Below are 26,112 nucleotides of genomic sequence, written 5' to 3'. Positions count from 1 at the left end.
ATCTTTTTTGTACGGTATTTTTACAAGGTTTTTACATGACATCGCTTTTACATCAGCAGACAGGACAAAGCTTAAGTCTGTTCATTTGCCTGTGCCAATTTATGCCGCCTGGTTCTGTTTTCGCTGCCGATGTAGTTTCACAAGATAATCATCCAGCCGTATGGTTTCTGCTTCAGTAAATACCAGTCCCAGTTTGCTTCTTCGCCATAAAATATCCGTACTGGAGATCGCCCATTCCTGATCCACCAGATAGTCAACTTCCCGGGCATATAATCCATGCCCGAAATGCTGCCCCAGTTCATGGATGGACGCAGAATGATCTAAAAATTTCCAGGCCCTGGTGCCATAAGCACAGGCCCAGCGTTCAGCCAGTTCCACAGAGGCCCCTTCACTTTGTGCAGCATCTGCTCCGCCAGCTGCTCAACCGAATCCAGTTCTTCTGCACCAGGTAATAATGCCTGTACTGTCCACGGCTTCTGCATTTCCGGAAAAATCCGGTCCAGCAGTTTCATTGCAGATTCTGCCAGTTTCCGATAGGCGGTTAATTTACCGCCGAACACTGACAATAATGCGGCCTGCCCTTCCTCCTGCTCAGACAGAGCTAGTGTATAGTCACGGGTAATTGCCGAAGCCTGATCCGACTCATCATCACACAAGGCACGCACGCCGGAATAGGTGCTGACAATATCCTGACGGCTGAGCTGCGCCTTAAAATGCGTATTGGCAACATCCAGCAAATAGTCCGTTTCTTCATCCGTAATTTCAATATGATCCAGATCACCGGTATATTCACGGTCTGTGGTGCCAATCAGGGTATATTGTTTCAGCCACGGAATGGCAAACACAATACGCTGATCGTCATTCTGCATAATGAAGGCTTTGTCACCTTCATAAATTTTCGGCACAACCAGATGACTGCCCTGAATCAGGCGAATGCCGTAAGGGGATGGCAGTTGTAGATCCTGCTGAATAAACCGATTCACCCACGGCCCGGCGGCATTGACCAGCACACCGGCACTGATCTGAAACACCCCCTGTTCATTTTCAAGGGTCACCTGCCATTTCCCCTGCGCTCTGCACGCAGCAACACACCGGGTCCGGGTTACCACAGTCGCACCCTTTTCACGTGCCTGCATGGCATTCAGCACCACCAGCCGGGCATCATCAACCACACAGTCCGAATATTCAAAACCACGATACATATCCTGCTTTAAGGGACTTTCAACTGGATTAAAAACCACGGAATTTGAAGATGCCAGCTGTTCACGCTTTCCCAGATAATCATACAAAAACAGACCGGTACGAATCAGCCAGGCCGGACGCAAATGCGGTCGATGCGGCATGACAAAACGCATGGGGCGGATAATATGCGGCGCTTTGGTCAACAGCACTTCACGTTCAGCCAGGGCTTCACGCACCAGGCGGAACTCTTTATGCTCCAGATAGCGCAACCCGCCATGAATCAGCTTACTGCTTGCAGACGACGTGTGACTGGCCAGATCATCCTTTTCACACAGAAATACAGATAACCCTCTTCCGGCAGCATCAGCCGAAATTCCCACTCCATTTATACCACCGCCAATAACTGCAATATCATAAGATTTCACACTGTCTGATGGATGGGTCATTTCGGTCACCACCTGATCTATTTTCTATAAAAAAAGATATAAGGGAACATCGGGCCTGATTATAACATCCACAGTTCACACGTCCACTTTCCCCATATTCAGCTTTCCGCAACAGTATTCAGCTTTTCATAATCCATCAGCAGACTCCTCCATCATTCATAATTTTGCTGCTACTTTAATGGAAAGCTGCGTTTCAGAATTAACGTCAATCCGGCGTCGTTAATTAAAATCAGCTATGGCATACTGAAAACAACAACAAAAGTGGGTATTTTAAAGATGAATACAGTAAAACTGACAGCACTTGGATGCCTGGCGCTGGTGCTTGCAGCATGTCAGACCACCCCAAGTCAGTACAATGGCGTTACAGGCTATCAGATAGAAAACCAGACAGCCACCAGTGCAACACTGGCCTACACACTGGCCGGGCGGGCAAATCGTCAGCTGGATGATGAGAAATTACAACGGGCGTGCCAGAAAGTGCTGGGACCAGGCAAAAGCTATAAAATCTCGGTATTGAGCAGCAGTGAAATTGCCAACCCTGCTGTGACCAATGAAAAGCAGTATGGTGTACAGCTGGGTCACTCCAGAACATCATTCGGATTGTCCAATACACCGAGTTTGACCAATAGTGAAGACTATGCAACACGTCAGGCCCTGGAAACCCGGCCCGGGACATTGCATGTAGTACGCTATACCTGTTCATGATCCCCGGAAACCGCAATATGGACAGGACGCCGCCTATCGCGTCCTGTAAAAACTGACATTGCGGAATTCCCTGGCTTCATCCAGATCCGGCCAGGTGGTTGCGCTGTGCTCTTCCAGTTTAATGTACCGGGGATGGCTGAAGTTTTTTACACGACTGTCTGCCACCCATACTGTTTCTGCAAAGTTCAGAAATTCATCCAGAAAAAAGCGATTGCTCTGATCATACAGCACATCTGCGGCCAGCAGCACATCCACCTGTGCCGCGCTGTACAGGTCATCCAGGTACTCGAGTGTCACCCCATTCAACAGGGCATTTTCGCGACAGGCAGCCAGACTGACCGGATCAATATCACAGCAGATCACCTGTTTTGCACCGGCCATTTTTGCTGCGATTGCCACCACACCGGAGCCGGCACCAAAGTCCAGCACCACTTTGTCCCTGACATGATGTGGCTCTGCCAGCAACCATTGTGCCATCGCCAGACCTGACGCCCAGCAGAAAATCCAGTAGGGCGTGTCATTCCAGATCCGGCGTATGACCTCATCATCCAGTCGATCAGTCGGAAATACCGGTGGAATCAGCCACAATGAAATGGGAATTTCCGGCAATTGCTGAACCATCAGCTCACAACCGGGAATCACCTCATGCAGGGCCTGAAGTAAATGCCGAGGAGTGCCGGGAGGCTGCAAAGTATCGCTCATGGATAAACTCCGGACGAATCCTTCAAATTGATCAATCCAGCCGGATACATGCAGTCGCCCCCGGCAACGATTTGAATCAGACCAGTGCCTTTTCAGCAGCTTCCACCGTCTGACGGATCAGCGTGGTAATGGTCATTGGCCCCACTCCGCCCGGCACCGGTGTGTATGCAGACGCAATGTTCTCAATTCCGGTCAGTTGAATATCTCCCACGCCACCACCATCACGCGGATGGAAACCGGCATCCACCACCACTGCACCCGGTTTGACCCAGTTGCTCTGAATCAGTTCCGCCTTACCAACTGCCCCCACGACAATATCCGCCTGTCTGACCAGTTCCGGTAAATTCTGAGTGTGTGAATGACAAATGGTCACTGTTGCATTGGCCTGCAGCAGCATCATTGCCATTGGTTTTCCCAGAATAGCAGAACGCCCGACCACCACTGCATGCTTCCCGGAAATCTCAATGTTATTTTCCTGAAGGATGGTCATAATTCCGGCGGGCGTCGCTGAACCATAAGCGGCCTCACCCATTGCCATGCGGCCAAAGCCCTGGCAGGTTACACCATCAACATCCTTAGCCAGCGAAATGGCATCAAAACAGGCCCGTTCATCAATCTGAGCCGGCACCGGGTGCTGTAAAAGAATCCCGTGTACATCGGGATTGGCATTCAGCTTTTCAATTTCAGCCAACAATTGTTCTGTTGTGGTTTCCTTCCCCAGCTCAACCTTCAGCGAATCCATCCCCACCCGTTTACAGGCATTGCCCTTCATGCGGACATAGGTCGCAGATGCGCCATCATCACCCACTAAAATTGTTGCCAGAATTGGCGTTCGCCCAGTTTTTTGCTTTAACGCTTCAACACGTGTCAACAACTCAGTTTCTATTTGTTTTGCCAGCACACGACCATCTAAAACCAATGCCACAGCGCGTCTCCCGGGTAGATATGAATCAATTTTGCAAATAATACATGATTATTGGGATAAATTTATTTTAGATGTTGTTTTTCTGTGCATATTGACTGAATTTTCTATTGTTTTTTTCCGAAAGGTTGCTAATATGTGCATCACAAAATCATGGCGGGGTGGCAGAGTGGTCATGCAGCGGACTGCAACTCCGTGTACGCCGGTTCGATTCCGACCTCCGCCTCCAGTTTTGTATATATAACGATGCCCGGGTGGTGAAATAGGTAGACACAGGGGATTTAAAATCCCCCGCCCTCAAAGCGTGCCGGTTCGAGTCCGGCCCCGGGCACCATCAGATATTCAATCAGGCTTCAATCATAACAACACCTGATCCCGGCTCATTTTTTCACCCATCCGTTTTCACACATTAAAACCAGCCAGGTTTTTAAATCTCTTATTCGCCGGAAATGTCTTCTTCTATTTTATATCTGCTGAAATTTTGGGTATCTGAATACATCACAGCACCATAGAACACGACAGCCATGATGCCCGCACCATAACAAAAAAACCGGACGCACTGGCCCGGTTTTCTACATTCACATAAATACTTAAACAGTCGGTTTAACCTGCTCAACAAATTCTGTTTCGGCCAGTTGAGTATCATAACTCACTCTATAGCCATGCTGGGCATCCACCACTTGATACTGCTTGTCCTTCACTGTATTGATATGAATCCATTCAGACTGCATCACATCCGGCATGAAACTGACTTTCAGATAACCACGATAACGTAAATTGGTGTATTTCACATCCTCTGCAAACAGTTTAATGACCGATTCAGCAATGTTCTCTACAAGATCTGAATTTGCCCCCACATATTTTTCTATACCCGGGGAGGTGACTGAGGTCGTGCCAAGCTCAACCCCTACATAATCACCGGCTTCGGTATGCAGATTGATATGCCATGAATTATGGCTGTCCCCAGCCAATACCACCATTTTCTTATTCAGACTTTTCAGCTTGTTAAAAATGATTTCACGTTCCGCATAATAACCATCCCACGCATCCAGGTTATATGGGGCAACGTTGTTGATACGGTCTCTGTTCCACGGCAGAATGATCGGCAGACCCAGCTTTTGCAGGTTTTTGAAATACAGTAATTGTGCCACTTTCGGGATCAATTCATTCCTGGCTGCACCAACAACCTCAGGTGAAGTATCACCGGCGTTGATAACTTTGTATAAAGGAATCATCAGTTCCTGTGGGAACGATATTCTCCCCATTAATACCTGCTGTCCAAGTACATTCCACACTGCATCTGCCTGCTCAATTTTTTCAAGCAGCCAGTCACGCTGTTCATATCCCATCATGGTACGACTGGGATCCTTCAGATCCTTCATAAACCGATCCCTGTCCAGGTCTCCTGTACTGGTTGCGTAATCCACATAGTTCAATTGTTCATCACGCGCCAGTATCCGGGTATCCAGCATGGTCAGCTGCACCAGTGAACCGAAATTGAACTGACGATAGATGTGTAAATGATCATTTTCAGCAATTGGACGTATAGGCATCCATTCAAAATAGGCCTGTAATGCAGCCAGTTTTCGCTCGTCAAAATTACCCTCATCCGACTGGTGATTTTGTGCGCCTTCCTTCCAGGTATCATTGGCTACTTCGTGGTCATCCCAGATCACAATAAACGGATGCCGCTGATGTACTGCCTGTAAATCTTCATCGGTACGGTACAGGGCATAGCGTCTGCGGTAATCATCCAGTTGAATGATTTCCCTGGTATTATCTGCAGCGAACAGACGATCCATTTTTTCAGCATCTTCAGTTGCATATCCACCCTGACCATATTCATAAATATAATCACCCAGATGAAGTACCACATCGACTTCCTGCTTTGCTATTTCCCGATACACGTAGAAATAGCCTGCCGGATAATTGGAACACGAACAGACTGCGAATCTGACCAGATCGGTAGTTTCAGGCAATGTCTTAGTCCGTCCGATCGGAGAAATGATGTCACCGTATGTAAAGCGGTAAAAATAGGTCTGCGCCGGCAGCAATCCATCTGCATCCACTTTAATGGTAAAATCCTGCGCCTGTGTGGTCAGGACCTTTCCGCTATTGATCACATTCCTGAAATCCCGGTCGGTTGCAATTTCCCAGCCGACTTCCAGACGTGCCGAAGTATCTTCCGGCGTTAACCTGGTCCACAGGATGACTCTGTCCTGAAGTGGATCACCACTGGCAATACCATGCTGAAATCCAGCCTTTACTGTTGGAATAAATGAACTCTGCGTTCCTTCAGATCCTGACCCGCCACAGGCAGTCAGTCCAATCGGTAATGATATCGCTCCAAAGCCGGCCAGTGACTTTTGAATAAGTTCACGGCGTGACATATTCGATGACATTATTTGTTTTCCTGAAATTTGAATCCGGTCAAAATTAGACCGTAAATGTTTCAGCTGGATATCAGATTAATGAAAGAATGGTGACAGGCCGGCGCAGTGATTTTATGGAACAGAATAGTCCGTCATGTAAAGTTATGAATTCATTAAAAAGGCCATGAATACTGAATGAAAGTTCTTTTATCCAGATGAATGATGTACATTATTACTACACAAATATAGTGAATTTTAAGCCCTCAATACGGCCGGAAATAAAAATTAAAAGCTGATCTTTCTCTGATTTTTATCATTTATGACTATTTTTATACCGCTAAGCCTGGATCATGGCCCGCCATATACTGATCGCATCGTGCATGGCTTTAACATCATGGGTCCGTATGATACTCGCCCCCTGCTGAATGCTCAGTAAATGCCCTGCAACCGATCCCACTGCCCGATGCTGCGCGTCTGCACCCTGTAATACTTCACCAATAAAACGCTTGCGTGAAAGCCCGGACAGGAGTGGATAGCCCATCGCATCCAAACGGTATAATTCCTGCAGCAATTCTAAGTTCTGCCGGGTATTTTTAGCGAAGCCAAACCCTGGATCGATGATAATATTTTCAGCATGAATGCCTGCACTCAGCGCTGCATCCACCCGCTGCTGCAATTCCTGCATGACCTCGCGGCTGACATCGTCATACTGAGCAAAATCATTCATGGTCGCCGGTTCACCACGCATATGCATGATAATGACCGGTATCGCCAGCTCAGCAGCAGTTTGCAGCGCACCGGGCCGGGTCAGCCCCCGCACATCATTCCAGATATGTGCACCTGCCCTGACCGCTTCACGAATCAACTGCGGCTCAGAACTGTCAATAGACAGTACCACTTCATATTCAGACAGGGCCTGCACCACGGGGATGACCCGCCGGATCTCTTCTTCCACCCCAACAAAAGCTGCACCCGGACGGGTGGATTCACCACCGATATCAATGATTGTTGCGCCATCAGCCATCATCTGCAGGGCATGTTCAACTGCATGTACCGGATTCAGATATTGACCACCATCACTGAATGAATCCGGTGTGACATTCAGAATGCCCATAATATTCGGCTCAGACAGATCCAGCTTCAAAGGCCCGCATTGCAATGTCCGCATAGGTAATGGCACAAGACGCATATCAGAAATTCCCCTTATTCACCCAAAGATATCCAGCCCAATATTAACCTGGGCAGCATATGGAAAGAGCCTCTTAACAGAAGCTCTTTTGACTGACAGTTCAAATCACATCAGGTTGCCGGTAAAGGCGGCGGTGTGGATGGACCATCTGTCGGCATGACATCAATCACCGGATTATCTGCAACATATATCTTCGGTGGTTTTGGCTCACGACCTTCCATGATGTCACGGATCTGTTCACGATCAATGGTTTCCCATTCCATCAGTGCCTTGACCATTGCATGGGCAATATCCTTGTTACTTTCAAGAATTCCCCGGGCAACTTTATATTGTTCATCCAGAATACGACGTACTTCCTGATCAACCTGTTGCTGAGTTGCCTCAGAAATGGTCCGGCTACCCAGGCTACCCATAAATGACTGCTGTGATTCATCTTCATAAACCATGACACCCATTCTATCAGACATACCATACTTGGTCACCATTGCCCGTGCCATTTTGGTTGCACGTTCAAAGTCGTTGGATGCACCTGTTGACATCTGATTGACAAACACTTCCTCAGCAATACGACCACCAAACAAAATTGAAATTTCGTTCAGCATTTTGTCTTTGTAATTGCTGGTCTGGTCATGTTCAGGCAACTGCCAGGTTACACCCAGTGCCCAGCCACGCGGCATGATTGTCACTTTATGCACAGGGTCAGTCCCCGGCAGAATTTCAGCAACAATGGCATGTCCCGCCTCATGGTAAGCTGTTGCACGACGCTCTTCGTCACGGATCACCATCGACTTGCGTTCAGGTCCCATGTACAGCTTATCTTTTGCATCTTCAAAGTCATGCATGTCAACCGTGTTCTTATTGCGGCGTGCAGCAAACAGTGCAGCTTCGTTCACCAGGTTTGCCAGTTGCGCACCGGAGAAGCCCGGCGTACCCCGTGCAAGTACCTTGACATCCACACCGGTTACTGAAGGCAGTTTTTTCAGATGCACATTCAGAATCTGTTCACGGCCCTTGATATCCGGCAAACCAACCATCACCTGGCGGTCAAAACGACCTGGACGCAGCAGGGCTTTATCCAGTACATCGGCACGGTTGGTTGCTGCAATGACGATAATCCCTTCATTGCCTTCAAAACCATCCATTTCCACCAGCATCTGGTTCAGGGTCTGCTCACGTTCATCGTGACCACCACCGGTACCTGAGCCACGGTGACGACCAACAGCATCAATCTCATCAATAAAGATGATACATGGCGCATGGCGTTTGGCCTGCTCAAACATGTCGCGGACACGGGATGCACCCACCCCCACGAACATTTCAACAAAGTCAGAACCGGAAATACTGAAGAATGGAACCTTGGCTTCACCGGCAATGGCTTTTGCCAACAGGGTTTTACCAGTCCCCGGAGGACCAACCATCAACACCCCGGTCGGAATACTGGCACCCAGCCGCTTGAATTTTGCCGGATCCTTCAGGAAGTCTACAATTTCAACTACTTCCTGCTTGGCTTCATCACAGCCGGCAACATCGGTGAATGTCACTTTAATCTGATCTTCGGCCAGCATTTTTGCCTTGGACTTACCAAAACTCATCGGACCGTTTTTACCGCCTGTACCACCACCCATGTTTCGCATAAAGAACATGAACAGTAAAATAATCAGAAGTACAGGAAAACTTGCAATGAGAAGCTGCATCAACAAACCCTGACGCTGAGGTGCAGTTCCTTCAACGACAACTTTGTTTTTGATCAGATTCGGCATCAGCTCAGGATCCTGAACCGCAGGGCGAATACTTTCAAAGGGCGAACCATTTGTTTTTTCGCCGTTTATTCTTTCGCCATCAATTGTGACCTGCTTAACCTGTCCCGCATTCACTGCTGTAACGAACTCTGAATAGTTCATTACTGCCGGCTTTTTGCGGTCACTGATGTTACTGAAAATTAAAATCAGCACACCCAGTATGACCAGCCACAATACGGCGTTTTTGAAAAGATCGCTCAAAGCTCTATTCCCATATCAATCTAATTTGATCATGCCCACAACCGCTGGCTGACCCTGACAAAAGCAAGTAAAATGAATTTCGCAAAAGGTACAAAATGCACAATTTCTAACAACTTGGCAAGTAAACTTTACTGCGAAACCTTTTTACGACCCTGTCCAATTAAAAAAACTTCTTTCGAACGTGCACGTGAAGCAGCAGGTTTTGCTGTTTTCAGTACATCAAAACTGTCGACCACCTGCTTTCGAAATTCATCAAAGCCTTCTCCCTGGAAAACTTTGACCACAAATTGCCCTTTTGGTCCCAGCACCTTGCTGGCAAAATGCAGCGCCAGTTCACACAGATAAATCTGCCGGGGCTGGTCAACAGACCTGTTACCTGATGTATTGGGGGCCATATCTGAAATTACAATGTCTACTGTACGTCCATTTAAAATATTTAACAATTTTTCGAAAACTTCTTCTTCACGGAAATCACCCTGTAAAAAAGTCACATCAGGCAATGCGTCCATTTCCAGGATATCCGATGCAACCACCAGGCCCCGATCTCCCACCAGTTTTCCGGCAATCTGAGACCAGCTGCCCGGTGCAGCCCCCAGGTCGACTACTGTCATCCCGGGTTTAATCATTTTATATTTTTCTTGTATCTCCAGTAGTTTATATGCCGCACGAGCCCGATACCCCTCTTTCTGTGCTTTCTTCACAAAAGGGTCATCCAGGTGTTCCCTCATCCATGCACGGCTGCTTTTGGATAATTTCTGGTTGGTAATGCGTGTTGCCATAACTCTTTATTGACTGATACAGGATTGCAATGTTCAATTGTACTCCAGAATCCGCTTTGATGCAGTATTCATCTTTATCTGTCTGCATTCTTCTGCAGATTATTCCCATCAGGCGCCTGTATGAATTATTTGCTGAAATTCCGGCACATTTAAGGTCCGGTTTTGCTATAATAGCCCGTTAGTTAAAATCAGGTTTCTTTTTTATATGGCAGCTTTATCCATTCAGGAACGTAAACGTTTACGTCAAATCGGGCATGCACTTAACCCTGTGGTCATGACTGGCGGACAGGGACTGACTGAAAATGTCATTGAAGAAATCCGACGTGCCTTAAATGACCATGAATTAATTAAAGTCAAAATTGCCGGGGAAGACCGTGAAGCACGGGCCGCAGCAATCACGGAAATTGCTGAGGCCACTGAATCACAGATTGTACAGACCATCGGTAAAATTGTCCTGCTCTATAAAAAAGCTCAGCAGCAGAACCCGAAGCTCTCCAACCTTGTCCGTTATGCGCATTCGGCCAGATAAAATAACGCTGGTTCTTTATGGCAAGTTATGAATTACATGCTTTTGATCGGGCACCACCATCCATCTCGGTGGTTGCAGCGGTTGAACAGCAAAGTCCATTTACCCTGAATGCCGGTTACTGGATTCGTGACCCGGATCAGCTGATTCAATATCCTGATTCAATTGCCGGACATCCACGCCGGGACTACTTATGGCAACAAACCTGCTTTGAAATCTTTGTCGGTGTCCAGCATCAGGACTTTTATCGGGAAATTAACCTCTCTCCCTCTCAGGCATGGCAGGTCTATCAGTTTGAAGAATACCGCTACCCTGAAGATATGCCTCCCCGCACTGCCCATGATATTGCGCTGAATCAATTGCAGCGTACACATTATGGACTGAACGTCAGCCTGGATCTGACCGACTTCATGACCGAAAACAATCTGAAATGGGCGGATCTGTTTTTCGGTCTCAGCGCCGTAATTAACATTACAGACCGTCAGCACGCAGATCAACAGCATCACTACGCCATACAACACAGCAGTCCGACTGCCGACTTTCATAACAAACGGGACTGGCTGCATCGCTTCTGAGTTTAATTATTCATTGCTTTTAAAATATAAAACACAGCCCTGCCCGGTATTTTTTACCATCAGGTAAAATATACATGCTGCATGCCGCATGATTTAAAAACAATATCAAACAGATAGCCTCAACCGTGCTTTTAAATAAATCCCAGATAAAAATATATGATTGAAAATTCGATCGATCCAACCTGTATATCGCACTTTTAAAATGAGAAAAAAATTTAAAAAGCAAGCCAATAATCCAGTAGTTTACTGGTATTTTACGTGGACTTTAAGCCCTTTCATGCGTATAATGCGCTGTTAAGTTCAAGCGAGCAGACATGAGGAGGAAAGGTTTTAGAATGGCCTTCCTTTTTTTTCGTCTACTCGCTTTTTTACAGCCCTATTTTGTGGTTTTGAGTTCAGGAGCTTTGGTTTGAGCATCCCCGCGATTTTAGCCCTCGCAGATGGAACGATCTTTAAAGGTACATCCATTGGCGCGACGGGAAATACGACTGGTGAAGTCGTTTTTAATACAGCCATGACCGGTTATCAGGAAATTCTGACTGACCCGAGTTATGCACAGCAACTGGTCACTTTGACTTATCCGCATATCGGTAATACCGGCTGTAATGAAGAAGATGCTGAGTCCGGTCGAATTCATAAAGTATGGGCAAATGGTTTAATCATTCGTGATCTGCCTTTGTTGCACAGTAATTTCCGTGCCAGCCAGTCACTGGGCGACTATTTAAAACAACACCAGATCGTTGCCATTGCCGATATTGATACACGCAAGCTCACACGAATCCTGCGGGATAAAGGCGCACAGAATGGCTGCATCCTTGCCGGTGAACATATTACTGCAGAAGAGGCGCTGGCAAAAGCCCGTGCATTCGGGGGCTTAAACGGACTGGACCTGGCAAAGGAATGCTGTGACCCTGACGGTTTTGAATGGACAGCCGGTTCCTGGAGGCTGGGACAGGGCTTCGCTCAACCCGAACTTAAATTTCATGTGGTTGCATACGATTACGGTGTCAAAACCAACATCCTGCGTATGCTTGCAGACCGTGGCTGCAGACTGACAGTGGTCCCGGCGGAAACTCCGGCAGAAAAAGTCCTGGCCATGAATCCGGATGGTATTTTTCTTTCCAATGGTCCCGGCGACCCTGCGGCATGTGACTATGCCATTCAGGCGGTCAAAACTATTGTTGAAACAACCGAAATTCCGGTATTCGGCATCTGCCTGGGGCATCAGATTCTGGCACTGGCATCCGGTGCAAAAACCATGAAAATGAATCATGGTCATCATGGAGCCAACCATCCGGTACAGAGCATCGAAGATGGCACCGTCATGATCACCTCACAGAATCACGGATTTGCCGTGGATGAGTCTACCTTGCCGGCAAACCTGAAAGTGACCCATCGCTCACTGTTCGATGGAACCAACCAGGGCATTCATCGTACAGACAAACCTGCATTCAGCTTCCAGGGTCATCCTGAAGCAAGTCCCGGTCCACATGACTGTGCCCCGCTGTTCGATCATTTTATCGAACTTATTCAATTCGCCAGACCGTAATTAAGGAACTCAGATATGCCTAAACGTACAGACATAAAAAGCATCTTAATTATTGGTGCAGGGCCGATTGTGATCGGTCAGGCCTGTGAGTTTGATTATTCCGGTGCCCAGGCGTGTAAAGCACTGCGTGAGGAAGGTTATCGCGTTATCCTGGTCAACTCCAACCCGGCCACCATCATGACCGACCCGTCAATGGCGGATGCGACCTATATTGAACCCATTACCTGGCAGACTGTGGCGCAGATCATTGAAAAGGAACGCCCGGATGCAATCCTGCCAACCATGGGTGGACAGACAGCACTGAACTGTGCACTTGCACTGGATGAACACGGCATTCTCAAAAAATTCAATGTTGAACTGATCGGTGCCACCAAAGAAGCCATTGAAATGGCGGAAGATCGTAAATTATTTGATGATGCCATGCATCGTATTGGCCTTGAGTGTCCACGTGCTGCTGTTGCAAGCTCGATGGAAGAAGCATTTGAAATCCAGGCAAAACTGGGCTTTCCTTCCATTATTCGTCCATCATTTACGATGGGCGGTTCCGGTGGCGGTATTGCCTATAATCGTGAAGAATTCATTGAAATCTGTGAGCGCGGCTTTGACCTGTCTCCGACCCACCAGTTACTGATTGATGAATCATTAATCGGCTGGAAAGAGTACGAAATGGAAGTGGTCCGGGACAAAAATGACAATTGCATTATCGTCTGCGCCATTGAAAACTTTGACCCAATGGGCGTACATACCGGCGACTCCATCACAGTAGCTCCGGCACAGACCCTGACCGATAAGGAATACCAGTTAATGCGTAATGCATCACTGGCGGTTCTGCGTGAGATCGGGGTTGAAACCGGTGGTTCAAACGTCCAGTTCGGGATTAACCCCAAAGATGGCCGTATGGTCGTCATTGAGATGAATCCACGTGTATCACGTTCCTCTGCCCTGGCCTCCAAGGCAACCGGTTTCCCAATTGCCAGAATTGCGGCAAAACTGGCTGTGGGCTACACCCTGGATGAATTAAAGAATGACATTACCGGTGGTACCACTCCTGCATCGTTTGAACCGTCCATTGACTATGTGGTCACCAAAATCCCGCGCTTTAACTTTGAGAAATTCCCTCAGGCAGAAGCCATTCTGACCACACAGATGAAATCAGTCGGTGAAGTGATGGCCATTGGCCGTAACTTCCAGGAATCACTGCAAAAGGCACTCCGTGGCCTTGAAACCGGCAACAGCGGTTTTGATGAAAAAGTTGAAGTGGGTGCCGATGGTGCAAGGGATAAAATCCTGCAGGAACTGAAAGTTCCCGGCCCCGAACGTATCTGGTATATCGCCGATGCATTCCGTCATGGCTTTAGCCTGGACGAGGTATTTGCAGCCACCAATATTGACCGCTGGTTCCTGATTCAGATTGAAGACATCATCAAAACTGAAGAACAGGTGAAGACACTGGGCTTCAGTGATCTGAATGCAGACAACATCCGTTCATTCAAACGCAAGGGCTTATCTGACCTGCGCATTGCCAATCTGATGGGCATATCACAGAAACAATTCCGTAAGCACCGCTGGAACCTGGGCGTATACCCGGTTTACAAACGCGTGGATACCTGTGCTGCTGAGTTTGAATCTGACACAGCCTATATGTACTCCACTTATGATGAAGAGTGTGAATCCAGTCCGTCTGCCAGAGATAAGATCATGGTGATTGGCGGTGGTCCAAACCGTATTGGCCAGGGGATTGAGTTTGACTACTGCTGTGTACATGCAGCACTTGCCATGCGTGAAGATGGCTATGAAACCATTATGGTCAACTGTAACCCTGAAACCGTTTCCACAGATTATGACACTTCGGATCGTCTGTACTTTGAACCGATCACACTGGAAGATGTGCTGGAAATTGTACGCACTGAAAAACCCAAAGGCATTATCGTGCAATATGGTGGTCAGACGCCATTGAAACTGGCCAGGGCACTTGAGGAAGCCGGTGCACCGATTATTGGTACATCCCCCGATGCCATTGACCGTGCAGAAGACCGTGAGCGTTTCCAGCAGATGATTCAGCGCCTGCAGCTTCGTCAGCCAAGCAACAGCATTGTCAAATCTGCCGAAGAAGGCATGGCTGAAGCCGCGAAAGTCGGTTATCCGCTGGTGGTCCGTCCATCTTATGTGCTGGGTGGCCGCGCCATGGAAATTGTGTACAACGATGACGAACTGAGACGCTACCTGCGTGATGCTGTTCAGGCCTCCAACGAAGCACCGGTATTGCTGGATCACTTCCTGGACGACGCGATTGAAGTCGATGTGGACTGTATTTCTGATGGCAAGGATGTAGTGATTGGCGGCATTATGCAGCACATTGAACAGGCCGGTATTCATTCCGGTGATTCCGCCTGTTCAATTCCACCGTATTCCCTGTCCAGCGACATTCAGGACGAAATGCGCCGTCAAACCGTGGCAATGGCCAGGGAATTGGGTGTAGTTGGCCTGATGAATGTACAGTTTGCCGTCAAGGGCAATGATGTCTATATTCTGGAAGTAAACCCACGTGCATCACGGACCGTACCATTTGTTTCCAAATGCATTGGTGAATCACTGGCAAAAGTTGCAGCACGCTGTATGGCTGGTCAGTCACTGGTATCGCAGGGCTTTACAAAAGAAATTATTCCGGCTCACTTTGCTGTGAAGGAAGCGGTGTTTCCATTTAACAAGTTTCCGGGGGTTGACCCGATTCTTGGGCCTGAAATGAAATCCACCGGTGAAGTCATGGGTGTGGGTAAATCGTTTGGTGAAGCCTTCTATAAAGCGGTACTCGGCTCAAATGAACGTTTACCGGGCAAACCGACCGCAGATGAAATAAAATATGCCTTTATTTCAGTGCGTGATTCTGACAAACCTGCTGTTGCACAAATTGCGCAACAACTTGCAGATTATGGCTTTAAGCTGATTGCAACCGGAGGTACACATACGGTGATTACCAATGCAGGTATTGCCTGTGAACGGGTCAATAAAGTCACCGAAGGTCGTCCGCATATTGTAGACCGCTTGAAAAATGGTGAAATTCACCTCATTATCAATACATCTGAAGGCAAACAGGCTCAGCAGGATTCATTCTCAATCCGTCGCTATGCACTCCAGGGGAAAGTGTATTACACCACAACCCTGAGTGGCGCTGATGCAGTATGCCAGGCTTTAGCAATCAAACTGCCAATGGACGTATATCGCCTGCAGGATTTGCAGACCACAGGTTAATTCTTTTACCGATAAGTCCCGTCACCTATCGGTGGCGGGATTTTTTCATTTCCACACCCGTATTTTTTAAATACCCGAACATGAGGGACAACAATGCAACGTTATCCTATGACGCCAGAGGGCAAAGAAGCTCTTGAGAAAGAATTGCATCAACTGAAAACAGTTGATCGTCCACGTATTATTGCTGCCATTGCAGAAGCAAGGGAACACGGGGACTTAAAGGAAAATGCGGAATACCATGCGGCACGTGAGCAACAGGGCTTCTGTGAAGGCCGCATTCAGGATATCGAGGGCAAACTGGGCGCGGTTCAGGTCATTGACGTCAAGGACCTTGAACAAAATGGTCGTGTGGTCTTTGGCGTCACCGTGACCATTGAAAACCTGGAAACCGAAGAACGTAAAACCTATAAAATTGTAGGTGATGACGAAGCTGATTTTAAGATCAATAAAATTTCAGTCAACTCCCCCATTGCCCGTGGTCTGCTGAGCAAAAATGAGGGCGATGAAGTCAAAATTACCACCCCACAGGGTGAGGTGGAATATGAAATCATGGCAGTTGAATATCTTTAACCGCCCAGACTTTCATCCATATCAATTACAACTGAATCCACCACACAGGTGGATTCAGTTTGTTTAAAACACGGTTCTGTGATGCCTGGATGCAGTCTTTTTTATTTTCACGCTGACTCTGACCTTCCCAGGACGCCCTTTCTTCCCAGGACATAGCATTCACGATCCATACAGCCAGAAACTATATGGCTGCATTATTTCACTGAAAATATGCATGACGTTGCACTGATGCTGTCGGTAAATCCCTACCACACAAACTGTTTCATATTGACCTTGCCATTCAGGACTACAACCCCTTCTTCCAGCAATTTAATCTGCTGAATATTCTCGCCCTGCTCATTCAGTTTATTTACCCTGATTCTCCCCTGAGAATTAATCACACGATGCCAGGGAATATCAACTCCCGCTTCCATCTGCCCCAGCACTCGCCCCACCAGTCGCGCATGTCTGGGCAAACCTGCCATTCTGGCCACCTGCCCATAACTGGCCACTTTTCCATGAGGGATTAAAGCCACCACCGCCAGAATCATTCTGGCCAGTTCATCACGATGAGACAGATTTTCTTCCTGCATGACATTTTCTCCCCATGAACAACATCAACGGTGTTTTATATATCAAGTCATATGACCAGTTATTGCAGCCATTCAGAATGGCAGCCTGACCCATTTGATCAGAATCATTTCATCAAAACGGTTTCATCAGAAATTATTCGGATTTTCCAGCCGTTTCACTTCCTCCGACTTTTCAGCCTGATCAGACGCTGCCAGACCAGCCTCGAGGTTTTTATCCTCCAGCACTTCAGGATTATAAATCGTAATGGTTTCATGGCCCTGTGCATCTTCACCGACAATATATTTAAAGCCCTTACGGTTCATTTTATTGCACATCCGCTGATACCATCCCTGAAAGCCTTCGACAGGTTCATCCGGATTATAATAAAACGCATTCATGACCGCAGGTAACCCCAGGCCGCAGACAATCCCTGACAGCAATACACTGATGAATGTATAACCGATCAGAATACTGCTGTATTCACGTAATTCAGCAATATTTGCAACGGCCAGGATCAATGCCAGTGAAATCCCGCCACGGACTCCGCCCCAGGACAATATGGCCAGGCTGCCGTTATAACTTTTGTGTCTGAATGAGGGGAAAAATGAAAAAGCCAGAAAATTGGCTGCAAAACGGGAAAGATGTAATGCAAAAAATGCCACAATCCCTCCAAGAATCAGCCCGGTGCTCAGATCGAGAATAAAAATTTCAAGGCCAATCAGGGTAAACAGAAACGAGTTAATAATGCCTTCCACCGTATGCCAGAAGTGGTTAATTTCCAGAATTTCACTGTTCTGTAAAATTTCCTTCCATTTATTGCCAACAATCAGACCACCAATAACACAGGCAATAGGTGCAGAGGCGTGTGCAAATAACGCCACCAGGTAGGAACCACAGGCCAGCAATGCGGTGCTTAAAATCAGCGATTCCATTTCGTGTTTCCCACGCAGTAAGCGCAGAATGCCCAGGCCGAATGCCCAGCCGATCACCACGGCAACAATAATTTCATAAAATAAATTCTGCAGTGTCACCAATAAACTGAAATGTTCACCCTCGAGCACATTCAGCAGCGTCATAAACACGGCAATACACATAGCGTCGTTAAATAATGACTCACCTTCCAGTTTGACAATCAGGTGGTGTGGCGCACGTACTGAACTCAGTACGCCCTTGATGCCAATGGGATCGGTTGCCCCCAATGCAGAACCCAGTAACAGCAGTACCAGAATGGGTACCGGATTGCCCATTAAATACTGGAAACCGAACAGTAATCCGGCAAACAATACCGCACACAGCACCAGGGCAATGGTTGCCAGAATAGTGATGGGTTTCCAGTGAACCCTGAGATCGGAAACCTTAAATTTCAGTGCCGAGGACGTCAGAATAAAACAAATGACCCCATTCACCAGGAAATCATAAAAATCAATATGACGTACCGCGGCTTCAATGTTATGAATATTAATTGAAATAAACTGGTTGCCATTCAGCAGACTTGCGCCCCATTGCAGCACGAAAACCAGAATTGCTGAAACCAGTGGCACACCAATGGCCTGTGGGAACCCCAGGATTCGCGTATTAAAAATGGTAGTCGCAATGGATAATGCAAAAACGACGGTAAACACCTGAAGGAGAAAATAATTACCCATGCGAATCCTGGTATTGATTTTAATTGAGACAGCAACGTCGGACAGATATTTTAAATTGGCAACCACTTAGATGGTGCCTGAAAACAATACAATTCTACAAAAAATACTGCATGAACGTTTGCAATATATAAAATATTTAACATAAACCCAGAAATTGACAGGGCTTTAGCCACCTGTTCAGCTATAAAGCAGGCGAAAACATCTGCGTCTTTTCGGCACATAAAAAAGGAGAGCCACTGCTCCCCTTTTTGTCATCACTTGCCATTCATATCCGGTTCAGGCCTGAATGGTCCTGTTCAACCTGAGAAAGTATCACACTCGTTGACATTTCCGGATTTCAGACCTGTCTGAAACCATTGCATACGCTGGGCGCTGGTGCCATGCGTAAAGCTGTCGGGCACCACCTGCCCCTGGGCTTTTCTCTGTAAATAGTCATCCCCGATTTTATGTGCAGCATCCATTGCTTCCTCAATATCACCCTGTTCCAGGAACTGTGTTCTCTGCTGGGTGCGATTTGCCCAGACACCGGCCAGGCAATCTGCCTGCAGTTCAAGACGAACTGACAGCTGATTTCCCTGCGCCTGACTTGACTGTTGACGGGCTTTTTGGACCTGCGCTGAAATACCGAGTAAATTCTGCACATGATGCCCGACTTCATGTGCAATCACATAAGCCTGTGCAAAATCACCGGCTGCATCTTTCGCTGCAAGCTCGGTCTGATTCTGTTCACCGGAAATGTCCATTTGCTGACGCATGGCCTTAAAGAATGACGTGTCAATATAAACCGTCTGATCCGCCGGGCAGTAAAAAGGTCCCATTGCCGATTCAGCAGTACCACAGGCAGATCTGTCCACTCCACTGAACATGACCAGTTTTGGTGGCTTATACTGAGCCCCCTGTTGCTGAAAAATCTGTGACCAGGTGTCTTCCGTATCGGCAAGCACCGTTCCGACAAAGGCTGCAACTTCTTTCTGCTCCGGACTTAAATTCTGTGGTGCAGCTCCCTGCTGGCCCTGACCGGCAGAAGTCACCTGTTTGGTGGCCTGATAGGCCATCTGTGGATCAACACCAAAAAATTTCCAGGCAATAAAAGCCACAATCAAACCCAGAATGCTGATTCCACCTGCTCTGGCACCACCGCCACCACGGCGATCCTCAAGATTTTCACTGACACGACGACCTTTCCAGCGCATAGCCTTATCCTTATTTTTCGTTCAACGGACGTGTTTTAACTATCTTTATTTGATGACACAGATGCTGATTTTCCCCGAATTTTCTGGATAAGTCCAATCACAATCAACACCAGCAGACCTGCCACGATGCCAATGGCCAGATTGATCAGGGTTGGTGTCACTGCCCCCAGAATATTGCCGACATTCGGAATCAGCGCTGCATGATCGACTGTTTCTTCAGTCAGATGATGAATCGCAGGCACAGCATGATTAATAATGCCACCACCCACCAGAAACATGGCAATGGTCCCGACAATGGTCAGTGCCTTCATCAGCTTTGGTGCAAATGCCAGCAGACCGCGCCCAACCGACTGTTTAAAAGCTGAAGCCTGTTGCGTTAAATACAGACCAAAATCGTCAATTTTCACAATGATGGCAACGAAACCATACACGCCGACCGTCATGAGAATTGCAATCACCGAAAGCACCATCACTTGTGTAGCAAAGGTTGCCGCCGCCACAGTACCCAATGAAATCACCACAATTTCTGCAGAAAGAATAAAGTCAGTACGCACCGCCCCCCGGACTTTCTCTTTTTCAAAATTTGCCAGATCAGTCTGAAGCGCCTGTTTCTCATGACTGGCAGCTTCATGTGTACCAGCCTTTTTATGTCTGAGATTGTGCAGAACCTTTTCCACCCCTTCATAACACAAAAACAGGCCGCCGATCATCAGTAAGGGATTAATCAGCCATGGTGCCACCACACTGATCAGCAATGCCAGCGGCACTAAAATGAGTTTGTTGATAAACGAACCCTTCGCCACCTGCCATACTACCGGCAGTTCCCGATCCGAGCGTACGCCACTGACCTGCTGTGCATTCAGAGCCAGATCATCTCCCAGTACACCTGCAGTTTTTTTTGCCGCCATTTTACTCATTAAAGCAACATCATCCAGCACGGTTGCAATATCATCCAGCAAGATTAATAAACTGCCTGCCATATTTTTTTCCTGAATTTTAGTTATGCCGCCATTTTAAAATGAAAACCCGGATTCCCCCAGTAAAATTTGTATGATTATGATTCCACATCAAAAACGATAACTGAAATTGTGGGTGACATGAAAAAAAATAATACCGTACAATATGCCCCATTCATCATATATTACTGCCGTATCACACGGCTGGAACAGCTCATGAGTAATCAGGATTCACGCCCTGTCATTCTGACAGGGGACCGTCCCACCGGACAACTTCATTTAGGACATTTTGTCGGTTCACTGCGTTCACGCGTAACTTTACAGGACAGCCACCAGCAGCACCTGCTGCTGGCCGATGCACAGGCCCTGACCGATAATGCTGACAATTTTGAAAAAGTCCGCCGCAATATTATTGAAGTCGCGACAGATTACCTGGCTGTGGGCATTGACCCCACCAAAACCACCATTTGTGTCCAGTCCTGCCTGCCGGCACTCAATGAACTGACTATGCTGTATCTGAATTTTGTGACTGTCTCACGCCTGGAACGTAATCCAACCATTAAAGCTGAAATTCAGCTGCGGGGCTTTGAACGGGACATTCCGGCCGGTTTTTTATGTTATCCGGTGGCTCAGGCTGCAGATATCACGGCATTTAAAGCCAGTGTGGTTCCTGTCGGTGAAGACCAGATTCCCATGATTGAACAGACCAATGAAATTGTCCGTCGTATCAACCGCCAGACTGGTCATGAAATACTCCCGGAATGCAAAGCCATGCTCTCAGACGTCAGTCGTTTACCGGGTTTTGACGGCAAGGCAAAAATGTCCAAGTCACTGGGTAACACCATTGTGCTGGATGCATCAGATAAAGAGATCAAAAAAGCAGTGAATGCCATGTATACCGACCCGAACCACCTTCGCATTGAAGATCCGGGGCAGGTTGAGGGCAATGTGGTCTTTACCTATCTGGATGCCTTTGATCCCAACAAGGAAGAAGTGGCAGAACTCAAGGCACATTACCGTCGTGGCGGACTGGGAGACGGTACGGTGAAGAAACGCCTTGAAGCAGTACTCAAAGAGTTGATTGGCCCTATTCGGGAACGTCGGATTGAACTTGCAAAAGATCCCGATTACATCATGGATATTTTAAAAACCGGTACCGCAAGCTGCCGTGAAATTACCCAGCAAACCCTGGATGAAGTAAAAAATGGCCTGGGTGTTTTCCATTTTTAATACCATCTGAAATAAAAAAAGCCTTTCAAAAGAAAGGCTTTTTTTATGACAAGGAGCATTATTCGCCATAATGGTCACCTAATTACGTGAATTTACACTTAATTACGTGAATACCAATGAACTTTTTAAAGCGGTTCATTAATATCTATACATAGTTATGAATATCCCCAATATTCATAACATTTCTCCTTAACCGAAGCTGTGCGAGCAGATTCGTTGTTCTACGCAATGGTCACCCCAATCATTGCGTATTTTTTTGCCTGAAATTTACTCAGAACAATGCTGATAGTTATAATCAAATCCAGATCCGGCTGCAAGCATTATTTTATACGGCAGACTTATCATAAAAAAATCATAATATATTGATATTAATAAAATTAAATATAAAAAATATCAACAGAATTGGAATTAGCATAGAAATTCAACAAATCAATAGAATTTATTCATACCGGAATCAGAACCGGTTGGCAAATTAATAAAATATTCAGCCACATAGCGCATATTTTCACACCTGATCTGAAAAACAACCAGGCAGGTGATTCTATTTCAGGCATATTATGCAATAATATAACATTACATAGCAGCAGGATTATCCATATGAAAGTCATTTCATCGTTAAAAAGTGCAAAGCAACGTGGCGATTGTCAAATTGTAAAACGCCGCGGCAAACTGTACGTCATCTGTAAGTCCAATCCACGTTTCAAGGCAAGACAGGGTTAATCCCCTGTCTTTTTTATTTCAGGGCTGTGTTATTGCAGTTTTTATTAATGTTAATATTTTTTAATCAAATTGACCTTGTTGTTAAATAAAAATAAATTAAAATTCCTCCCCAAATGAGTAAAATATAATGAAAAGTAAACTAACTCGTATTTTTATTATAAGCTGCCTGAGTTTTTTTCTGATTGCCTGTAATAATGATGATAAAAAAGAAGAGAATAGCAAACCTGTTACTTCATCTTCCACCCTGTCTTCCAATGCACCTGAATATATGATCAGTGATCATTACCAGGTCGACACCCAGTATTTGTCTCCCAATCAGGATGATCGGCAAATGATGCTGATTCTGCATTATACCGCCCTGCCCCTGGACGAAACTTTGCGTATTTTTATGAATGATCAATATGCGGTAAGCAGTCATTATCTGATTCCGCAAAAAGCTGTGGGAGCAGAGTTTACGGTCTATAACCTGGTACCGGATGATAAGCGTGCATGGCATGCCGGTGCCAGTTACTGGCAGGGAAACCGCAGCCTGAATGCTTCCAGTATTGGCATCGAACTCGAAAACCCGGGCTTTCCGGCCGAAGATGAAAATCTGCCCTTGATGCAAAGACGCTGGTACCCTTATGACTCAAAACAGCAACTGGAAGTGCTGGCTGAGGTGATCCAGAGAATTGTACTGAAATATAAAATCACGCCGACCCGTATTATTGGTCACAGTGATATATCACCAGGCCGCAAGTTTGATCCAGGCCCATTACTGCCGTGGAAACAGCTTTATACCGATTATAATATTGGCGCCTGGTATGACGATGAAGCTGTCAATTATTATCGGCTGTATGCACCATGGGAAGGCGATGTTACCGATTTGCAGACCAAACTTGCCCTTTATGGCTATGACGTACCCAACAATGGTATTTATGACCAGGCCACTGAATTTGCCGTTTCTGCATTTCAGATGCATTTTTATCCTGAAAAATATGATGGTCAGGCCGATATTGAAACTGTCGCAAGGCTGGACGCGTTGCTGGAAAAATATCGTGGTCAGAAAAGACCGGATGCATAAAGCCGGGAACCACTGGCCAATGACGGCATGAAAGAAGCTGCCCAGAACGATATATTCTGAAAAAAGATAGCCGGTAATGGACTGACTCATTCAGGCTTTCCCCGAAAAGCAGAACAGTGCATCCTGATCTTCTGACATGGTCTGACGGCATTTCTGTGTTTTTTCAGACAACAAAAAAACCGCCCATTCGGGCGGTTTTTCTGAATCAATTCAATACTCAGTGAGCAGCGAACTGGTTCATGGTGTTTTTAGCATCATCATGGGCTTTAAGCGCGTTGTCACCAGAGAAGATTTCCTTGTGATCATCACCGATGTCAGAACCCGCCATTGCCTGGTGTTTAACGCAAGCGATACCACCGCGGATTTCTTTACGCTGTACGCCAGCAACATAAGCCAGCATACCTTCAGTACCGAAGTAACCCTGTGCAAGCTCGTGTGTAGAAAGCGCAGCAGTGTGGTAAGTCGGCAGTGTGATCAAGTGATGGAACACACCCGCTTCACGGGAAGCATCTGCCTGGAAAGTACGGATCTTGGCATCAGCATCAGCAGCTAATTCAGTATTGTCATACTCAGCGCTCATTAATTTAGCACGGTCGTAGCTCGACACATCTTTACCTTCAGCAACCCAACGGTCATAAGCCTGTTGACGGAAGTTTAAAGTCCAGTTGAATGATGGGCTGTTGTTATAAACAAGCTTCGCATTTGGAACTGTTTCACGTACACGATTGACCATGTGAGCGATTTCTTCTACGTTTGGCGTCGCAGTTTCGATCCACAGCAGGTCAGCACCATTTTGCAGGCTGGATACACAGTCAAGTACCACACGGTCAATCTGAGTGTCCGCACGGAACTGATATAAACCAGAAGCCAGACGCTTAGGACGGTGTAATTTACCATCACGCTTGATCAGGATTTCGTCTTCCTGAGCGTCAGCGATGTCGATTTCAGTTGTATCCAGGTAGCTGATGTATTGAGAAGCGATGTCGCCTGGCTCTTTAACCACTGGGATTTTCTGAGTCAGGTCAGCGCCTTCAGAGTCAGTACGCGCAACGATGATACCGTCATCAAGACCCATTTCCAGGAATGCATAACGTAATGCATGGATTTTAGCGATGAAGTCTTCATGTGGAACCGTGACTTTACCCGCCTGGTGACCACATTGTTTCGCATCAGATACCTGGTTTTCGATTTGAAGCGCACAAGCACCCGCTTCAATCATTTTACGCGCAAGTAAGTAAGTCGCTTCTTCGTTACCAAAACCAGCATCAATGTCTGCAATAATTGGCACAACGTGAGTCTGGAAACCGTCAATTTGAGCAGTGATTTCAGCAGTTTTTGCAGTATCACCCGCTTCTTGAGCTTTTTTAAGTGCACGGAATAAATCATTTAATTCTTTCGCATCAGCTTGACGTAAGAATGTGTAGATTTCTTCGATCAATGCAGGAACAGAAGTTTTTTCATGCATAGATTGGTCAGGAAGAGGACCAAATTCTGAACGAAGTGCAGCAACCATCCAACCAGACAGGTAGATATAGCGACGTTCAGTTGTACCGAAGTATTTTTTGTTCGCAATCATTTTTTGTTGCGCGATAAAACCATGCCAGCAACCCAGAGATTGAGTATATTTACTGGAATCAGCATCATAAGCAGCCATATCACGACGCATAATTGCAGCAGTATATTTAGCAATATCCAGACCAGTTTTGAATTGGTTTTGCAGTTGCATACGTGCAGCATCTTCTGGGCTAATATCGCGCCATGTGTTTCCGAATTTTGCTTTTAATTCACGGATTGCATCAATCGCTGTCTGATAAGTAGTCATGATATTTTCCTGTACTCATTTGAGGATTTCATCAAGCAAAGCACCGGATCCACCCGTTGGAGATCTGCAGGGATTCGAGAGGGCTTTGCTGTTATTGAGCACAGCTTAGAGTGACTCTGTTAATTAATCCAATATTCTGCGTTAATTCTCAGTATTTATTTAAA

The 26,112-nt window shown here is 46.6% G+C and carries 21 protein-coding genes, 2 tRNA genes and 1 pseudogene; 11 read left to right on the top strand and 13 right to left on the bottom strand.

Annotated features, from left to right (window positions below; all coding sequences use genetic code 11):
* Positions 1-99: 99 nt before the first annotated feature.
* Positions 100-1,628, bottom strand: a pseudogene (gene glpD / locus ACT6PV_RS04385) (glycerol-3-phosphate dehydrogenase).
* Between the two features lie 276 nt (positions 1,629-1,904).
* Here glpD and ACT6PV_RS04380 point away from each other — a divergent pair.
* Entirely contained in the window at positions 1,905-2,333 is a 429-nt protein-coding gene (locus ACT6PV_RS04380) for a hypothetical protein (RefSeq protein WP_445115248.1), read from the top strand.
* Between the two features lie 33 nt (positions 2,334-2,366).
* Here the strand turns inward: ACT6PV_RS04380 and ACT6PV_RS04375 are convergent, their stop codons facing one another.
* On the bottom strand, positions 2,367-3,035 hold the full coding sequence (locus ACT6PV_RS04375) for a class I SAM-dependent methyltransferase (protein WP_445115247.1): 669 nt from the start codon (positions 3,033-3,035) through the stop codon (positions 2,367-2,369).
* Between the two features lie 76 nt (positions 3,036-3,111).
* On the bottom strand, positions 3,112-3,960 hold the full coding sequence (folD, locus tag ACT6PV_RS04370) for a bifunctional methylenetetrahydrofolate dehydrogenase/methenyltetrahydrofolate cyclohydrolase FolD (RefSeq protein ID WP_445115246.1): 849 nt from the start codon (positions 3,958-3,960) through the stop codon (positions 3,112-3,114).
* A gap of 152 nt (positions 3,961-4,112) precedes the next feature.
* On the opposite strand from folD, the gene ACT6PV_RS04365 reads away from it, so the two are divergent.
* Both ACT6PV_RS04365 and ACT6PV_RS04360 read left to right on the top strand, forming a co-directional pair.
* Positions 4,113-4,186, top strand: a tRNA-Cys gene (locus tag ACT6PV_RS04365).
* Between the two features lie 19 nt (positions 4,187-4,205).
* Positions 4,206-4,291 (top strand) — tRNA-Leu (locus tag ACT6PV_RS04360).
* Positions 4,292-4,547: 256 nt separating this feature from the next.
* Here the strand turns inward: ACT6PV_RS04360 and ACT6PV_RS04355 are convergent.
* The 4 genes from ACT6PV_RS04355 to rlmE form a co-directional block, all read right to left on the bottom strand.
* Positions 4,548-6,359 (bottom strand): alkaline phosphatase D family protein, encoded by a 1,812-nt coding sequence (locus tag ACT6PV_RS04355; RefSeq protein WP_445115245.1) that lies wholly within the window; start codon positions 6,357-6,359, stop codon positions 4,548-4,550.
* A gap of 307 nt (positions 6,360-6,666) precedes the next feature.
* On the bottom strand, positions 6,667-7,518 hold the full coding sequence (gene folP / locus ACT6PV_RS04350) for a dihydropteroate synthase (RefSeq protein ID WP_445115244.1): 852 nt from the start codon (positions 7,516-7,518) through the stop codon (positions 6,667-6,669).
* A gap of 110 nt (positions 7,519-7,628) precedes the next feature.
* On the bottom strand, positions 7,629-9,518 hold the full coding sequence (ftsH, locus tag ACT6PV_RS04345; protein ID WP_445115243.1) for an ATP-dependent zinc metalloprotease FtsH: 1,890 nt from the start codon (positions 9,516-9,518) through the stop codon (positions 7,629-7,631).
* A gap of 128 nt (positions 9,519-9,646) precedes the next feature.
* On the bottom strand, positions 9,647-10,297 hold the full coding sequence (gene rlmE / locus ACT6PV_RS04340; protein ID WP_445115242.1) for a 23S rRNA (uridine(2552)-2'-O)-methyltransferase RlmE: 651 nt from the start codon (positions 10,295-10,297) through the stop codon (positions 9,647-9,649).
* Positions 10,298-10,502: 205 nt separating this feature from the next.
* Here rlmE and yhbY point away from each other — a divergent pair, with 205 nt between their 5' ends.
* From yhbY to greA, 5 genes are all read left to right on the top strand, one after another.
* Complete coding sequence (yhbY, locus tag ACT6PV_RS04335) at positions 10,503-10,826, top strand: ribosome assembly RNA-binding protein YhbY (protein WP_445115241.1); 324 nt, start codon at positions 10,503-10,505, stop codon at positions 10,824-10,826.
* 17 nt (positions 10,827-10,843) lie between these two features.
* A complete protein-coding gene (locus ACT6PV_RS04330; protein ID WP_445115240.1) occupies positions 10,844-11,398 on the top strand; it encodes a DOMON-like domain-containing protein in 555 nt (184 codons plus the stop codon).
* A gap of 409 nt (positions 11,399-11,807) precedes the next feature.
* Positions 11,808-12,947 (top strand): glutamine-hydrolyzing carbamoyl-phosphate synthase small subunit, encoded by a 1,140-nt coding sequence (gene carA, locus ACT6PV_RS04325; protein WP_445115239.1) that lies wholly within the window; start codon positions 11,808-11,810, stop codon positions 12,945-12,947.
* 15 nt (positions 12,948-12,962) lie between these two features.
* On the top strand, positions 12,963-16,196 hold the full coding sequence (gene carB / locus ACT6PV_RS04320) for a carbamoyl-phosphate synthase large subunit (protein WP_445115238.1): 3,234 nt from the start codon (positions 12,963-12,965) through the stop codon (positions 16,194-16,196).
* A gap of 93 nt (positions 16,197-16,289) precedes the next feature.
* Positions 16,290-16,766 (top strand): transcription elongation factor GreA, encoded by a 477-nt coding sequence (gene greA / locus ACT6PV_RS04315; RefSeq protein ID WP_445115237.1) that lies wholly within the window; start codon positions 16,290-16,292, stop codon positions 16,764-16,766.
* Between the two features lie 25 nt (positions 16,767-16,791).
* Here greA and ACT6PV_RS04310 read toward each other — a convergent pair whose 3' ends face one another.
* The 5 genes from ACT6PV_RS04310 to ACT6PV_RS04290 all read right to left on the bottom strand — a co-directional run bounded on the left by ACT6PV_RS04310 (position 16,792) and on the right by ACT6PV_RS04290 (position 21,137).
* Positions 16,792-16,920 (bottom strand): hypothetical protein, encoded by a 129-nt coding sequence (locus ACT6PV_RS04310; protein ID WP_445115236.1) that lies wholly within the window; start codon positions 16,918-16,920, stop codon positions 16,792-16,794.
* 91 nt (positions 16,921-17,011) lie between these two features.
* Positions 17,012-17,338 (bottom strand): MGMT family protein, encoded by a 327-nt coding sequence (locus tag ACT6PV_RS04305; RefSeq protein WP_445115235.1) that lies wholly within the window; start codon positions 17,336-17,338, stop codon positions 17,012-17,014.
* 126 nt (positions 17,339-17,464) lie between these two features.
* Entirely contained in the window at positions 17,465-18,964 is a 1,500-nt protein-coding gene (locus ACT6PV_RS04300) for a cation:proton antiporter domain-containing protein (RefSeq protein ID WP_445115234.1), read from the bottom strand.
* Positions 18,965-19,260: 296 nt separating this feature from the next.
* Entirely contained in the window at positions 19,261-20,157 is an 897-nt protein-coding gene (gene ypfJ / locus ACT6PV_RS04295) for a KPN_02809 family neutral zinc metallopeptidase (RefSeq protein WP_445115233.1), read from the bottom strand.
* Between the two features lie 35 nt (positions 20,158-20,192).
* Complete coding sequence (locus ACT6PV_RS04290; protein ID WP_445115232.1) at positions 20,193-21,137, bottom strand: DUF808 domain-containing protein; 945 nt, start codon at positions 21,135-21,137, stop codon at positions 20,193-20,195.
* 192 nt (positions 21,138-21,329) lie between these two features.
* Between ACT6PV_RS04290 and trpS the strand changes: the two genes are divergently transcribed.
* From trpS to ACT6PV_RS04275, 3 genes are all read left to right on the top strand, one after another.
* Positions 21,330-22,343 carry a tryptophan--tRNA ligase gene (trpS, locus tag ACT6PV_RS04285; protein WP_445115231.1) on the top strand — a complete coding sequence of 338 codons (1,014 nt, stop codon included), beginning with the start codon at positions 21,330-21,332 and terminating at the stop codon, positions 22,341-22,343.
* 597 nt (positions 22,344-22,940) lie between these two features.
* Positions 22,941-23,063 (top strand): type B 50S ribosomal protein L36, encoded by a 123-nt coding sequence (ykgO, locus tag ACT6PV_RS04280; protein WP_445115230.1) that lies wholly within the window; start codon positions 22,941-22,943, stop codon positions 23,061-23,063.
* 127 nt (positions 23,064-23,190) lie between these two features.
* Entirely contained in the window at positions 23,191-24,126 is a 936-nt protein-coding gene (locus ACT6PV_RS04275) for an N-acetylmuramoyl-L-alanine amidase (protein ID WP_445115229.1), read from the top strand.
* Between the two features lie 217 nt (positions 24,127-24,343).
* Here the strand turns inward: ACT6PV_RS04275 and ACT6PV_RS04270 are convergent, their stop codons facing one another.
* Positions 24,344-25,948, bottom strand: a complete 1,605-nt coding sequence (locus ACT6PV_RS04270) for an isocitrate lyase (protein WP_445115228.1) — start codon at positions 25,946-25,948, stop codon at positions 24,344-24,346.
* Positions 25,949-26,112 lie beyond the last annotated feature (164 nt).

The organism is Acinetobacter sp. WZC-1, assembly GCF_052544965.1.
Note: the sequence above shows the minus strand (reverse complement) of the source record. Positions and strands in the feature narration are given on the sequence as shown.

Coding starts and splice junctions, on each gene's coding strand:
- rlmE (WP_445115242.1), bottom strand. CDS start 10,297: ATGGCAACACGCATTACCAACCAGAAATTATCCAAAAGCAGCCGTGCA.
- ACT6PV_RS04290 (WP_445115232.1), bottom strand. CDS start 21,137: ATGGCAGGCAGTTTATTAATCTTGCTGGATGATATTGCAACCGTGCTG.
- ACT6PV_RS04305 (WP_445115235.1), bottom strand. CDS start 17,338: ATGCAGGAAGAAAATCTGTCTCATCGTGATGAACTGGCCAGAATGATT.
- ACT6PV_RS04300 (WP_445115234.1), bottom strand. CDS start 18,964: ATGGGTAATTATTTTCTCCTTCAGGTGTTTACCGTCGTTTTTGCATTA.
- trpS (WP_445115231.1), top strand. CDS start 21,330: ATGAGTAATCAGGATTCACGCCCTGTCATTCTGACAGGGGACCGTCCC.
- ACT6PV_RS04380 (WP_445115248.1), top strand. CDS start 1,905: ATGAATACAGTAAAACTGACAGCACTTGGATGCCTGGCGCTGGTGCTT.
- ACT6PV_RS04310 (WP_445115236.1), bottom strand. CDS start 16,920: ATGTCCTGGGAAGAAAGGGCGTCCTGGGAAGGTCAGAGTCAGCGTGAA.
- carB (WP_445115238.1), top strand. CDS start 12,963: ATGCCTAAACGTACAGACATAAAAAGCATCTTAATTATTGGTGCAGGG.
- ACT6PV_RS04275 (WP_445115229.1), top strand. CDS start 23,191: ATGAAAAGTAAACTAACTCGTATTTTTATTATAAGCTGCCTGAGTTTT.
- ACT6PV_RS04270 (WP_445115228.1), bottom strand. CDS start 25,948: ATGACTACTTATCAGACAGCGATTGATGCAATCCGTGAATTAAAAGCA.
- ACT6PV_RS04355 (WP_445115245.1), bottom strand. CDS start 6,359: ATGTCATCGAATATGTCACGCCGTGAACTTATTCAAAAGTCACTGGCC.
- yhbY (WP_445115241.1), top strand. CDS start 10,503: ATGGCAGCTTTATCCATTCAGGAACGTAAACGTTTACGTCAAATCGGG.
- ypfJ (WP_445115233.1), bottom strand. CDS start 20,157: ATGCGCTGGAAAGGTCGTCGTGTCAGTGAAAATCTTGAGGATCGCCGT.
- ACT6PV_RS04375 (WP_445115247.1), bottom strand. CDS start 3,035: ATGAGCGATACTTTGCAGCCTCCCGGCACTCCTCGGCATTTACTTCAG.
- ACT6PV_RS04330 (WP_445115240.1), top strand. CDS start 10,844: ATGGCAAGTTATGAATTACATGCTTTTGATCGGGCACCACCATCCATC.
- greA (WP_445115237.1), top strand. CDS start 16,290: ATGCAACGTTATCCTATGACGCCAGAGGGCAAAGAAGCTCTTGAGAAA.
- folP (WP_445115244.1), bottom strand. CDS start 7,518: ATGCGTCTTGTGCCATTACCTATGCGGACATTGCAATGCGGGCCTTTG.
- ykgO (WP_445115230.1), top strand. CDS start 22,941: ATGAAAGTCATTTCATCGTTAAAAAGTGCAAAGCAACGTGGCGATTGT.